Annotated in this window: 12 protein-coding genes; 2 read left to right on the plus strand and 10 right to left on the minus strand. The window is 48.9% G+C overall.

The window, feature by feature from the left end; all coding sequences use genetic code 11:
• Positions 1-59: 59 nt before the first annotated feature.
• From ABWH99_RS17790 to ABWH99_RS17835, 10 genes are all read right to left on the minus strand, one after another.
• Positions 60-1145 (minus strand): metallophosphoesterase, encoded by a 1086-nt coding sequence (locus ABWH99_RS17790; protein WP_375583168.1) that lies wholly within the window; start codon positions 1143-1145, stop codon positions 60-62.
• Positions 1146-1182: 37 nt separating this feature from the next.
• Positions 1183-2229 carry a hypothetical protein gene (locus ABWH99_RS17795; RefSeq protein ID WP_375583169.1) on the minus strand — a complete coding sequence of 349 codons (1047 nt, stop codon included), beginning with the start codon at positions 2227-2229 and terminating at the stop codon, positions 1183-1185.
• Between the two features lie 319 nt (positions 2230-2548).
• Positions 2549-3280 (minus strand): sulfotransferase family protein, encoded by a 732-nt coding sequence (locus ABWH99_RS17800; RefSeq protein ID WP_375583170.1) that lies wholly within the window; start codon positions 3278-3280, stop codon positions 2549-2551.
• On the minus strand, positions 3277-4191 hold the full coding sequence (locus ABWH99_RS17805) for an aminotransferase class IV (RefSeq protein WP_375583171.1): 915 nt from the start codon (positions 4189-4191) through the stop codon (positions 3277-3279). The genes ABWH99_RS17800 and ABWH99_RS17805 overlap by 4 nt, the downstream gene beginning before the upstream one ends.
• A gap of 51 nt (positions 4192-4242) precedes the next feature.
• On the minus strand, positions 4243-5217 hold the full coding sequence (locus ABWH99_RS17810; RefSeq protein WP_375583172.1) for a Kelch repeat-containing protein: 975 nt from the start codon (positions 5215-5217) through the stop codon (positions 4243-4245).
• A 209-nt stretch (positions 5218-5426) separates the two neighbouring features.
• Positions 5427-6722: a threonine synthase gene (gene thrC / locus ABWH99_RS17815; protein WP_375583173.1), complete on the minus strand. Its 1296-nt coding sequence runs from the start codon at positions 6720-6722 to the stop codon at positions 5427-5429.
• A gap of 27 nt (positions 6723-6749) precedes the next feature.
• Positions 6750-7694: a homoserine kinase gene (locus ABWH99_RS17820; RefSeq protein ID WP_375583174.1), complete on the minus strand. Its 945-nt coding sequence runs from the start codon at positions 7692-7694 to the stop codon at positions 6750-6752.
• 1 nt (position 7695) lies between these two features.
• On the minus strand, positions 7696-10143 hold the full coding sequence (thrA, locus tag ABWH99_RS17825) for a bifunctional aspartate kinase/homoserine dehydrogenase I (RefSeq protein WP_375583175.1): 2448 nt from the start codon (positions 10141-10143) through the stop codon (positions 7696-7698).
• Between the two features lie 511 nt (positions 10144-10654).
• Positions 10655-11344, minus strand: coding sequence for a head GIN domain-containing protein (locus ABWH99_RS17830; RefSeq protein WP_375583176.1), 690 nt, complete (start codon positions 11342-11344; stop codon positions 10655-10657).
• An 11-nt stretch (positions 11345-11355) separates the two neighbouring features.
• A complete protein-coding gene (locus tag ABWH99_RS17835; RefSeq protein WP_375583177.1) occupies positions 11356-12036 on the minus strand; it encodes an SDR family NAD(P)-dependent oxidoreductase in 681 nt (226 codons plus the stop codon).
• Between the two features lie 82 nt (positions 12037-12118).
• On the opposite strand from ABWH99_RS17835, the gene ABWH99_RS17840 reads away from it, so the two are divergent.
• Positions 12119-13003 carry a mechanosensitive ion channel family protein gene (locus tag ABWH99_RS17840; protein WP_375583178.1) on the plus strand — a complete coding sequence of 295 codons (885 nt, stop codon included), beginning with the start codon at positions 12119-12121 and terminating at the stop codon, positions 13001-13003.
• Positions 12990-13328: an MGMT family protein gene (locus ABWH99_RS17845; RefSeq protein ID WP_375583179.1), complete on the plus strand. Its 339-nt coding sequence runs from the start codon at positions 12990-12992 to the stop codon at positions 13326-13328. The genes ABWH99_RS17840 and ABWH99_RS17845 overlap by 14 nt, the downstream gene beginning before the upstream one ends.
• Positions 13329-13733 lie beyond the last annotated feature (405 nt).

Raw genomic sequence — 13733 nt, forward strand, 5'->3', positions numbered from 1 at the left:
TACTCCGGGCAATATCAGGAGTAACCAGAGAAAAAAGGGAGTAAAAAAGCGTTTCTCGGTCAGGGGTCTAAACGAAAGGTAAAGGTTTCGTAAGCTCCGGTACCCCAGGCCAGATGCCGGGTCGCCGGAGAAATGGCAAAGAGCGGAGAATAGGTCTTGACCGTTACTTCCAACCCATTGAATTCGAGCAGGCGAAGCCATCCGTCACCGCCATTGCCATGCCATCCTCCACCCAATGCCTGGGCATTGAAGGTCATTTGATGTACTTTTCTGCCTGCTGCGTTGGTGTCGGTTCGGAAGCCCACATGGCCCTCGGGGTTATCGGGTTCTCCGATATGGCCGGAAAATACCAATTCGATATTTTTGGAAGGTTTTATCAATTTCTCCCAGACTGCTTTACCATAATTTCTATCGCTAATCGGATAACCTTCCGTTTCGATAAACTGGCTGTCACGGTCCAGATAGCTGTGATTCAATACGATCACCCGATGATCGGCGTAGACTTCTCGGTTCACCAACTCGATGGCCCATTCCAGGCTGGCATCCCTGGGGGCAAATTCAATCACCAGAATTAGAAATTTCTCCCCATCGGGTGACAAAAACTCGTAGCCCGCATTGATCAGGGTGGGCATTCCCTGTTCGTCCAGTCCGTGGTCCCGCAACATCCCACGGGTAAAGCGGTTTTTTTCGACTGGAAAATACCGATCGTAGTAACTGACTCGGTTTTCAACGTTTTTTATGCCAAAGTCATGGTTTCCCGTGGTGGCAATAAACGGAACCAGCTGATCAAATTTACCCAGCGACCGCGACACGGCCTCCCATTGTTCCTTTCCGGTTTGGTCGGCGATCGATCCGTCGGGAACCTGCAGGGCATTGTGCTCCACCAGATCTCCCACGTGCAAAACCAGTGCTACCTGTAAGGCCTCGATCTGATCCACAACCCAATGAACCATCAGGTCCAGAATCGGTTGGTTACGTTGAAATTTTACGTAAGACTGCGTGTCGGGAAAAAGCACGAGCGTCCAGGCGTTTTCGTTTTCAAGGGAAGGGGCTTGAAAGGGTTTTTCCGGTGTCTGCGCCCCGGCTACCCCAGGGCCGAAGACCAGAAAGAGCAGCAATAAGAAGCGGAAAAAAGGCATGGTCATGGTACAAGTACGGGTTACGTAGCAAGCTGGTGGAAGCTTAATTTACATTAATCACCATTTTTCCTAAAGATACAACAATTTTTAACAAGCGATCGTGGATGTTTTTCCGGGAGGCAGCAAAGGATTCCTTGTTATAACAGTCCGTAAAATCACTCAGATGCAAAAACAATTTTTCGCCTCCTTCCGTCAGTTCCACGCTAATTTTCAGGCCGCTGCTGTATTCCAATTGCACAATGTCCATCTGCCGAAGCTCCGGCTCACTTTTTCTTCCAGTAAGTTTGTTGAAAAAGAGTTGCTTTTTGAAATCGGAGATGCTTACCAGTTCCTCGTGCATGGCATCGGACGGTGGCTTTGTTCGAAAGCGGTCGAATATTTTTTTATTCTCTCCTTCGGAGCTGATGTTGAAGGTTTTTTCTCCGTATAGCTTGTAACGAATCTGTAAGTCCACATGAACGTCAAACAGGGTTTTTTCGCGTTGCTTCGCTTTCTTAGCAAGTGAATAAAGCAATGCCAGTTGCTTCCCCACGTTCTTTTCCTTGTCCAGGTCCATCAAAACGTGGTTACGCTCGTCAAAGGCCAGAAAATCGGTGAAATCATCCGCCGTTTCCAGAACCCGTTCGCGTAAATCCGCGTACCCGGCGTGCGATTCTTTGTACGCTCCGTTGTTTTTTGTAACGATTTTATCGATTTGCTGGGATAAGACGATCCCTTTGATCACCAATTTGGTTTTTTCCTGGTCAAAGTCAGGGTATTCTTCCTCGAACAAAAACGCTTGCGCGAACAAAGCCGCCTGTTGGTGAGCGGTGAACACCAGAAACTTTCCTTCCGGGTTCGGATAGCCTATGATGGTTCGATCCAGGGAATGATCGAAACCGACGACAAAATCGTAATCCAATCCTTTGACTTTTTCAAGAGCGGGAAGCAAAAACTTATAGTTCAGGTTTTCATCGGGGTTTTTTTCCGGGTTGTAGTACAAGGCATCGAGGTCTCCCTCTGTTACCAGATTTGATCCCTTTTTGGGTTCCGGTAGGTAAATCAATCCTTTGGGCATCACATTCACTTCAACAGGCTGGTCGTTTTCCATTGGTACGTATTTTCAAATTTGAGGATGTACTCAGTATGTGTACATTTCCGATGAGCAAGCCCGGATGATCAGGTAAACTTTTGCTGCGTTTCCGGGCGGAAGGATTAAAGGTCAAAATTATGTTTTAAAAGATGACAAAGCAAGCCGGTAACCGAAGCATTATTAAATTATTCTCAGATTCCCAAGAGACTCCCCGGATCGTTCCATTGCCTGAGGGACAGGCCTCGTTTGGTTTCCCTCCTCTACGGCCCGGAATAGGGCATTATCTCGCTTGAGTACTTTTCAGCTGATTAGAACGCTTGGCAATCGCCCGTTACTCTCAGAGTGAATACTCCTGTAACTTACGATAAATGGGTTCGCATTCCGCTAGCAAAGGAAGCAAATGGGCAGGAAATGGCTCATTTTTCTCCACGTAAGGCTGAAATCCCGTGGATCGATGCACACTTGCGTACCAATATTTCGCCCAAACACCGTCCTCGGGAATGGGCCCTGCCTCCCAGCGCATCATACGGGTATCAAACACGATACCGCAAGCGCTGCACAATTTTCGAAGCTGGCCTTCCGGGTCAAGCAGAAACTTTTTTGCTTCCAGCACCACGAAAGGGAAATCCTTATCTTTGAGGTATTGAATCAATTTCCATTGCATGGCATAACCGATGTCCTCCATGACCGGTTTTTCGATAATTTTGGAAAATGACAAAAGCATGGCTTTGGGATCGCGGGTGAGGAGGATGTTCATACCCTTTCCCATAAAAGACCAATCCAAATCGATCAGGTGGTGGGTCATGTTCTTAAAAAACAGGACGGGTTTTTCTCTTTTGGAAAGCATGTGATGTACCACTTTACTCCCATCCCTTTCCATATTTTCCAGGATCGTCGATGCACCCGGATGGTAGGGACTGGCTAGGGAACGACTCAGGTAATGTGCATAAAGGGGCTCGTCTTCCACGGCGGTATCCGCTCGCTGGGAAAAACTGTACATGAGGGCCGTAGAAATGTTTCTAGGTCCCGACCATAGGAAAAGCCGTTTGATGGCAGAATTAGCCTTCATGCCTGTATTTCCCGTTCGATCCATTGTTCGTACCAATTGCTTAGCTGACGGGTAATGGGCCCGGCACCGGAGGTCCCGATCGGCTTCCCATCAATTTTCACGACCGGCGTAAGCCCTCCAAAGGTGCCGGTGACAAACGCCTCGTCTGCGCCGTACACATCAAAAAGTGAAAAATTCTTTTGGAAACAAGGCACGTTTTGCTTTGCGCAAACGGCCAGTACCTTTCCCCGCGTTATCCCATTCATGCAATATTGGCCGGTAGAAGTCCATACTTCGCCATCTTTTACCATAAAGAAATTGGTTGCGTTGCAGGTCGCTACAAATCCATGCGTATCCAACATCAATGCCTCGTCCGCCCCGGCTTCAATGGCTTGTATCAGGGCTTGTACTTCGTGGAGCTTGCTGTGACAATTTAACCGCGGGTCCAGGTAATCTGGCGATCCCCGACGAAACGTACTTGTAAACAAGCGAATACCTTCTTTTTTACTTTCGACCGCCGCCTGCTTGTGTTCGGCAATGATTACCAGGTTCGGCCCGGAAATGGTAAGACGGGGATCCTGAGAAGGTGTTTTTTTAATGCCCCGGGTTACCATGACCCGAACGTGAATATGATCCCACATCCCATTGACGGAGAGGGTTTCCTGAACATGGGCTATCAGGGTTTCTCTGGAGAAAGGAAGCATTATTCCGGTGACCTTTGCGGACTGCCAGAGTCGATCCAGGTGATCGTCAATGAAAACCAGCTTCCCTTTGTGTACCCGGAAGGCTTCCCAAACCCCATCCCCGACGAGGTAGCCACTGTCGAATACAGAAATCCGGGCCTCATCCCGTGCATAAAAAGTACCGTTTATAAAAATCTGAACGTCCTTGTTTCTTGGATCTTCTTTCGCCTGGTGAGTGCCTTTGACCATTGCCCTTGTTCTGTTTCGTTCGATGTATTCTGTGGATAACCCTACTGCAACCTATTCTGCCGGAAGCACTTCCAGACTATTCAATTCGGGGTTTCCTCCCCGGTTCCCGCAACCCGCCGCCAGGTACAGGTTACCGTCGATGGCTACTACTGGAAACCCGTGCCTGCCGCGCTCAAGTCGGTTCAGTAAACTCCATCCTTTTTCGGGGTGAAAAAATTCTACCTCATCGTGCGCTGCCACCTGAGAATCGCTTTCACCACCGATGACCAAAAAGCCATCCTTATAGCCAATGGTGGAACTCCCTGCACGCTCGGTGGGTAAGGGATGCGCATCCAGCGTAGTCCACTCCCCGGATTCAAAATCGTATACATCAACCTCCTCGTAGGTCAGTTCAAAACCGTGGCCCTCTTTTGCAAAAGACCTGCGTCCACCGACTGCGTAGAGCCGGTCATCCAAGACCACGGCTTGGAAGTGATCCCGAACCCGGGGCATGGGAGGCAACGACTTCCACTCTCCCGTTTTCGGATCGTACTCGTCCAGATAATCCCGGTTATCGGCCCAATGCCCATCCTGGGCTCCTCCCAGGAGGTAAAATTTGTCCCGATAGACGGCTACCCCCGCGGCACCTCTTCTGCGGGCTTCGGGGATTTCATGACTCTTGCTCCAGGTATCGGTAGCAGGGTCGTAGATGTACACATGAGCTACGGGTGTTTCATGGGGATATCCGCCGGTAAAAGCCCCCATCACGTAGATTTTATCGCGGTAGGCTACCGCCTGAAAATGATGCATTTCAAAGGGAGCAGCGCCCCTTAATTCCCAACTTCCGCGGCTGGGATCGTACATTTCCACGGGCTTTTGTCCTCTTCCACCCATCAGGTAGAACTTTCCTCCTACCGCTGCTCCGGCACACTCGTGTCGTTCCGTGCAGGTATTTTCCGGGTTCAGCGTCTGCCATTCCTGCGCCTTGGCGGGTAGCAGGGGTAGCCAAAGAAGGGCGGTCAGAGCAATAGCGGGTATCCATTTCATAGCGTTTGGGGTTCGGTTACGGGTACGATTCAAAGATGAAATTACGAAATTAGCTGGTTTTCGGGAAGGAAGCAATCAAAATAGCCAGGTACTTCCGCTAATGGCATCCTTTGGCCCCGGTATTTTACCTTCCGCTACGCGCTGAAACAGTTGCAAACGACTCTATGAATGGAGCGACGTCTTGGAAGAATCCCCTCCTGCTGATCGCATTAGCTTTTTAGCAAGTAGTTTTTAAAGGCTTCGTAATCGTTGGCCATTTTCTCGGATTTTTTTTCCCGCTGCAAAAATGCCTGCAGGCGTTCGGGCAGGGCCAACTCCAGTTCGAGTGTTTCCTCCACCACATTTCGGAATTTACCCGGATGCGCGGTCTCCAAAAAGACCCCCTGAAACAATCCCGGCGCCTTATGCATGAAATCTTTCAGACCCAGGTAGGCAACCGCCCCGTGTGGGTCCATGATGTAGTCGGTTTCGCGTTTCACCGCGCGCATGGCCTGCCGGGTCTGTTCATTGGTGTAAAAATAACCCCTTACCTTGTCTCTAAGCAAGGATTCCTCGTTACCAAACAAGGCCAGCAGTCGGTAAAAATTACTCGGGTTCCCTACATCCATACTATTGCTGATGGTTTGTAACGAAGGTTTTGCGGCAAAAGGTGCTCCATTAAGGTAATCCGGCACCACCTTATTGATATTCGTTGCGGCCACAAAGCAGGAAATTGGCAGGCCCATTCTCTCGGCAAGAATGCCCGCAGCAAGATTTCCAAAATTTCCGCTAGGTACGGCAAAAACAACTTTTTTGTCGGATCGGGGCAAGCGGGACCAGGCATAAAAATAGTACAGGCACTGCGGAATCCACCGGGCAATATTGATCGAATTAGCCGAGGTAAGCGTCATGCTGCGGTTCAGATCCGGATCCAAAAAAGCTTTTTTTACCATCTGCTGGCAATCGTCAAATACCCCGTCTACTTCCAAAGCCCGGATATTGCCGCCCAATGTGGTAAACTGTCTTTCCTGTAGGTCACTTACTTTTCCAGAAGGATAAAGAATGATTACTTCCACGCCATCCACCCCATAAAAGCCATTGGCAACCGCACTGCCGGTATCCCCGGAGGTAGCTACCAATACTTTTAATTCACCCCTGTCCTGAAGCATGCTCATGAGCTTGGAGCAAAAGCGGGCACCAAAGTCTTTGAAAGCCAGTGTGGGACCGTGAAATAATTCCAGGCTGTATATCTCCTCTTGGATAGGAACCAAGGGCGCATCAAACTCCAGGGTATGGTCCACCAATTCGCGGATTTGCCCGGGGGTTAAATCCTCGGAAAAAAGTGCACCGATGATCTCGTAGCCGATCTCCCGAAAAGAAAGTGTAGACAAACGAGCAAAAAACTCAGCGGAAAGGGATGGGATCGTTTCGGGCATATACAGTCCCTGATCCGAGGCCAAACCTTTGATGACTGCCTCTTTTAAGCCTACTTTATGATCGAAATTGTTGGTACTGAAATAGTTCATTGCAAGGTCTACTGTGCAAACGGTGGTTTAAATCTCCTCTTCAAGTATATAGGCGCCCCGGGTATTGATGGCCGAAACATACAGATCTATGGGGAGTTGCATGGTATCGAACACGTTTTGGGCGAGTCGGCTAACTTCCCAGGCTATCTCCTCGGAAGGTGAGAGTATGAAAATGGTGGGGCCGGAACCGGATATTCCGCACCCCAATGCTCCTGCAGGCCGGATACCCTCCTTGACCTCGTCGTAACCGGGGATCAGCACCGAGCGGGAAGGTTCGGCAATAACGTCGTTCAGGGAGCGACTGATCAGGGCCATGTCCTCTTGAAAAAGACCCGCTACCAGCCCTGCAATGTTGCCAGACTGGGTAGTAGCGTCCTGGAGAGAAACACTTCGGCGCAATACGCTTCGGGAATCGGAAGTATTCAGCACCAAATGAGGATGTACCAGCGTACAGTACAGCCCCCTCGGAACGTGCAGGGGAATGACGTCCAGGGGATGGTATTCACGGATCAAAACGAATCCTCCCAACAGCGCCGGAGCCACATTGTCGGCATGTCCTGCTCCACAGGCAATCCGCTCCGATTCAATGGCAAAAGGCAGCAAATCCTTTTTTTCAAATGGATTTCCGAGAAGGGTGTTGGCCGCCACGAGTGCGGCAACCGCGCTGGCTGCACTGGACCCCATCCCACTACCCAGGGGAAGCCCCTTATAGAGCTCGATCTCAAGGCCCCCTTCAAAATTAAGCGCCTCGGCCATGGCTCGAATCGCCACCGAACAGGTATTTTTCGTTACCTCGTACGGCAGTTTTCCCTGGTCTCCCTCAATGTGGGTCACCCGAATCCCCGGCTGCCCGGAAAGGGAAACGCTTACCCTGTCTCCCAGGTCTTCTACGGCAAAGCCCAGTATATCAAAACCGCAGGAAACGTTGGCTACAGTAGCCGGTGCAAATGCAGTCACTTTTTGCTTTTCCATACTACCTAGAATAATTTCCTAACCGAATAATATCGGCAAATACACCCGCGGCGGTGACATCTGCTCCCGCTCCCGGACCTCTGATAATCATCGGAAATTCGTGGTAGCGCTCCGTGGTAAAAAGGATCATGTTATCGCTTCCTACCAGGGAATAAAAGGGATGTTTGCTATCCACGGATTTCAGGCCTACCGTAGCTTTTCCGTTTTCCAGCACCGCCATAAACCGAAGTTTTTCATTTTTTTGGTCGGCCTCCTCCAGCATTTGCTTAAAATGACCGTCGTGGTCTTTTAGCTTTTCCAGAAACTCATCGACCGAATCCAGGTGGGCACAATCCTCAGGGACCATGCTCTGAACCGACACGTCTTCAAAATGCAGCTCTTGTTCGGCTTCCCTACCGAGAATTAGAATCTTCCGCGCCACGTCCATTCCACTCAAATCGTCTCTGGGGTCGGGCTCGGTATACCCTTTTTCTTTGGCCTGAGCTACCACCTCGCTAAATGGCGCTCCTTTGCTGAGCTCGCTAAATATATAATTCATGGATCCACTCAGCACGCCTTCAATTTTAATCACCTTATCCCCACTTAAAATCAGGTCCTGAAGGGTGTTGATGACAGGCAATCCTGCCGCCACATTCGTTTCGTAAAAAAACTTAATGTTTCGCTGGCCGGAAAGCTTTTTAAGAGCCTTGTATTTTTCCAGCGGACCCGAGTTGGCTTTTTTATTTGGAGTAACAATGGCGACTTTGGACTCAAGCACACGCTGATAGGTGTCTGCCACTTCCTGACTAGCCGTACAATCCACCAACACGGAGTTGGAAAAATTCATGCTGTTCATGGTATTCAAAAACACCTGCAGGTTCATCGGCAAATCCTTCTCGGCAGGCACGGGAAGCGTAGACAAGTCAAATCCATCTTCATCGAAGGCCATAAAACGGGAATTGGCCAGGCCGTGGATTTTGATATCCAACATGTATTCCTCCTGCAATTTTGCAAGTTGACTTTGAATCATTTTGATCAGCGTCTTTCCGATCAGACCCACGCCGATCAAAAACACGTGGAGAACCTTGTTGTCCGAGAGGAAAAAGGCTTCATGCAGGGCATTGAGTCCTTTTTGCAAGTCGGACTGCTGGATAACAGCCGATATATTCAGCTCCGAACTTCCCTGAGCAATGGCAGAAACGTTGATATTATTCCTGCCCAACGCCTGAAACAGCCTTCCACTTGCCCCGGGATGGTGCTTCATGTTTTCCCCCACCACGGCAATCACGGCCATGTTGGGCATGATCTGCACCTTATCCATTTCTCCGGCAAGGATCTCGTAATGAAATTCCTTTTCCAGCACTTCTCTAGCCAGTTCTGCATCCTCACTTTTTATGGCGATGCAAATGCTGTGCTCGGAGGAAGCCTGGCTGATCAGCACCACGTTTACCTGAGCCTGGGCCAGGGTTCCAAATACACGGCTGCTAACGCCAACCACCTCTACCAATCCGGAGCCCTGCACGTTCAGCAGGGAAATGTGGCTCAAAGAGGAAATACCTTTGATCAACTTGGTGTTTTCGGAGGTTTCGCAAATCAGCGTGCCCTCGGCTTCGGGCTGAAAAGTATTCTTTATATAAATCGGCACCTTTCTCCGCATGGCCGGCTGCATGGTGGCCGGAAAAACTACCTTCGCGCCAAAATGCGATAGCTCCATGGCCTCACTGTAGCTCAACTGAGGAATGGTGATGGCCGAATACACCAATTTTGGATCCGCTGTCATCACACCGGAAACATCGGTCCATATTTCGAGGCTATCTGCCTTCAGCGCGGCAGCAAAAATCGCAGCCGTATAATCGGAGCCACTCCTTCCCAGGGTGGTGGTCTCTCCTTTGTCCGTGGAAGCCACAAATCCTGTAATGACCAACAATCCCTTGTTTTTGGAATAATAGTCGTAGATCAGCTGGTTGGTTGTTGGAAAAATTACCTTGGCATTTCCAAACCGATCGTTGGTACGGATTAGCTCTCGGGCATCCACAAACCGGGAATTCAGACCGGCCACCTTCAACGCCTCTGCCAGAATAAATGCCGAGATCCGTTCTCCAAAACTCACCACGTAATCGGAGGTCCTGGGGGAAAATTCTTTAATCAGAAAAATCCCGTGAAACAAATCTTCCAATTCGTTGAACCTTACTTTAACATAAGTAAGTACGCTGGACTGCTTCTGGACCGGAATAAGTTGCTTCACCAGTTGCAAGTGGCGTTTCTCCATCCCCAATAAGAGCGATTGGTAGGTAGCATCGTTCTGCCTGGCCAAATGTGCACACTTCAGCAGGCTTTCCGTCACGCCCCCAAAGGCTGAAAAAACCACTGCCAGTTCTTCCTCTTGCGATGCTCTTTGCAGGATGGAAAGCACGTTTTTTATGCTTTCCAAATCAGCGATTGACGAACCTCCGAATTTTACTATTTTCATTGCTACTTTTTATCGGTTAAAATGATACGAAAAAAGGTTGTGAGGGACCTTTTGGGGTTGGAAAAGGATGCATCGTTTCTCGGGATTACCCCGTGATGGTCGTGGTGGTACCGGTAGAAAAAATACGGCAATCAGCTGCCAGGATTGACCGGGAAGCCATGTGTTGGAAACTACTTGTTACTGCGAAAACCATGCTTCTTTGTTTGAAGGGACAATTCTAAGGACAAATTTTATATATCACAAGTTTTTCGGTGTAGAAAAACCCCGATGCAGGGACAATGGGAGGAATTCCAAAACGGGATTCCCGGACCCTGTCGTTTCGTGCGGTGCAGGTTCCGGTCCCGGGCAGTGGCTAGCTGAGAGACCGGCAAACGCCGCCAGGAGACACTGCGGTTGCCCGCCGGATCCATCGGCCAGAAGCCCGTTCATTGGCGGAAGGAGCAAAACAGAACCGGAAAGACTCGCTGCCGGCGGACGTATTCCGGCAGCAAACCCCTGTGGGGACCCCCACTTATTCCAATTTTTCGATGGTGCCCCCTACGGTTTCCTTGATATCAATGACATTTGGGGTTCCTTTGTATCTTACTCGACCCCGTGTAGCAGCAGATCCTTTCAGTGACTCTTTTACTTCAAAGGAACCGGATGCGTTCGTATTGGTGCGTACCTCTGCATGGTTGACCTGCAGGCCTTCGCCGTCTATCTCTGCATTGGTAAACGCATTGTAATCCAAGCTATTGGCCTTGCCTTTCACGTATAATTTGGAATTGGTCTGCGCCCTGAGGTACAGCTCATCCGCATTTACTTCGGCTTCAAGGTAGCCATTACTTGCCACCTGAAGCCGGATGGTTTTGCTCTCCAGGGCATTCTTCAGGATAACTTTGGCTCCGCTATCAACTTCAATATCGTCCAGCTCAACATAGGTCAGGACCACTTTCACGGAACTCGATTTTGGATAGCTTCCCGAAATGGAAATTTCCAATTTCCGCTTGTTCACCTTTGTTTCCACGTTTTCCGGATCCATACCGGATGCGGTAATGGTAAGCTCGTATTGCTCTCCGGGGACAAGCTCCGCTTCAATGGAATTGCTTACCATAAGTTTGTCAAATGCCGACAAACTGCGCGTTTCTGTGACGGTTTGGGCTTGAAGTACGTTGGCTACAAAAAGCCAAACAAGGATACTGGTTAATCGTAAGGGATTCATAATTATTGATTTTAATGGACTCCACCGTACAATTTAAAGGTCATGTTTCTGAGGGCTGCATTGGTTGCGGCATAGTGCATGGCTTCTGCAATTTCAGCGGGTTTTACCCATTGTCCGAAATCCGCATCCGGCATGGACTCCCGATTTGGAGGGGTGTCGATAATGCTTGGAACAAACACGTGTGAACGCACCTTCAGATCCGCTGTTTCGTTGGCGATAAATTCCGCAAGGTCGATCACCAGCCCTTTGCTAAGGGCATAGGCTAAAACGTCTTTTCCCTCCTGGGGTTGCAAGGCCGGTTTGGCGCCAACAAACAGGAAGGTGCCGTTGTTGGCTTTCTTCATCAGCGGGAGAAAGCTTTTTACCATATTAAAGGCACTGAAGAAATTGAGTCGAATCATGTTATCCAGGTCTTTGGTTCCGGTGGATTCGATCCCACCCATGCCAAACCCGCCGACGAGCAAGGCAATGCACTCCAGTTCGCCGTACTGCAACTGATATTCTTTCGCAAAAGCCGCGACCGCGGCCTCGTCCGTAACATCTACCTGATAGGTGTCGTCGGCCTCCTCCACTTCATGTCCGCTATCGGGCTCAATGAGTGCAATTACTTGAAACCCCTCTCTTTTGAATTTACTCACTACTGCCCGACCTAAATTCCCAGCACTTCCCGTAATGATAATATTTCTATTCATGCGATTATTTAGTTTGGTTACAATCCGGTACTTTTGCATGGCGAACGCCAAAACATAAAATTAAGATTTATTTTTAACAAACATGGTCGAATTGGGAAAAAGCAAGCTGGAGGCAAACGAGCGCAGAAGAAGGATTGCCTTTGTGGTGAAGGTCCTCGGATACATTAGTTTGTTTTTTATACGGGAAAGCCTGGATTGGGAAAAAGAACCCCTGTTGCTCCGGTTGTCTTCCCTGATGGACGCCTTGGTATTTCTACTTGCAGGGAACATACTGATCTCTCTGGGCCGGTTATTTCTGGTCCGATTTTACCTGCGGAAAAAAAAATCCGAATCCTTGCATTCCAATTTTGTGCTGGGAATCAATCACATCGCCAACCTGCTCAATGTGGTATTTTTTCTATTTGCCGTAATGATCTTTTTTCAGATCAAACCGATCGAATTTCTGGGTAGCATAGCGCTGGTAGCGGCCGCCATCGCTATTCTATCCAAGGATTACATCACGAATATGTTCAATGGACTGATCATCATGTTTTCCGATCAGATTACCCTGGGGGACTACATTCAGGTCGCCGACCAAAAGGGCAAGATTCAGGACATTACCCTACTAAATGTGGTGCTAATGAATGACGACGGAGACCTTGTGCTGATCCCAAACAGTCTGATACTTTCTTCGCAGGTCGTCAACCACAGCCGACAAAGTGTGCGGAGGCTGACCTTCGAATTTGAGCTTGGCAATCGACCCGGGCTAAATGTTGACCGGATGGAGGAAAAACTAACCGAAGTCATCCGGCCGTTTGCGCAGGAGGTAAAAAAGGGCGGATTAAGCCTCCGCGCCCTCGAAATACGAAAAGAAGTGGTCAAACTGAAACTTCAAATCCAGCTCAATACGCCCTCCAGGGAAGTAGAAAAGAAAATCAGAAGAAAAATCAACCAAACGCTCATCGACCTGGAACATGGACACCAATAAAACCAACTTCTTTGAGCTGGTCTATCAGGTGGTCCGGCTGATTCCGCCCGGGCGAGTGAGTACCTACGGTGCCATTGCTGCGTACCTTGGAACAAAGGGAAGCGCGCGCATGGTGGGCTGGGCCATGAATGCATCCCACAAACAGGCAGGTATTCCCGCTCATCGGGTGGTCAACCGGGAGGGGCTCCTCACGGGAAAAAATCATTTTTCAGACCCGGAAGCCATGCAGCGCCTGTTGGAGAAAGAAGGCATTATGGTCGAATCGGATCGGATAAAAGACTTTGCCCGTTTGTTTTGGGATCCGGCAGAACACCTAAAAATCTGAATCCCGCCGGGCAAGTTTACACCCCGCAAGTTTTTTGCTACAAAAGGAGAATTTTCGACAGTAAGTCAGGTACCAACTGTTTTATTGAATGTATAAAATATCACCTTAAAAATTAACTTTTTGTTAATTTTTTACGGATTCCTGTTATCATTAGCAAAAATATTGGTTAAAAATTAGGAAATTAAACCACTTTATTCTAGTTTTGAAATGCATTTTTAGAATCACAAAATTCCATGACCGGGTTTGTGGCATGATAATGGTTGGGGAGATTCAAATTAAAAATTAGTAAACTACTACCATATGGCCTCTACTATTACGGAGACAAAACCAAAATCAAGAAGAATCCACCGAGTAGGTAGAAAAGTTCGGTCCTTCCCGGTTGTATTTTTTGACGAATCCCAGCAA

Origin of the sequence: Cyclobacterium xiamenense (genome assembly GCF_042140265.1) — a bacterium.
Lineage (GTDB): Bacteria > Bacteroidota > Bacteroidia > Cytophagales > Cyclobacteriaceae > Cyclobacterium > Cyclobacterium xiamenense_A.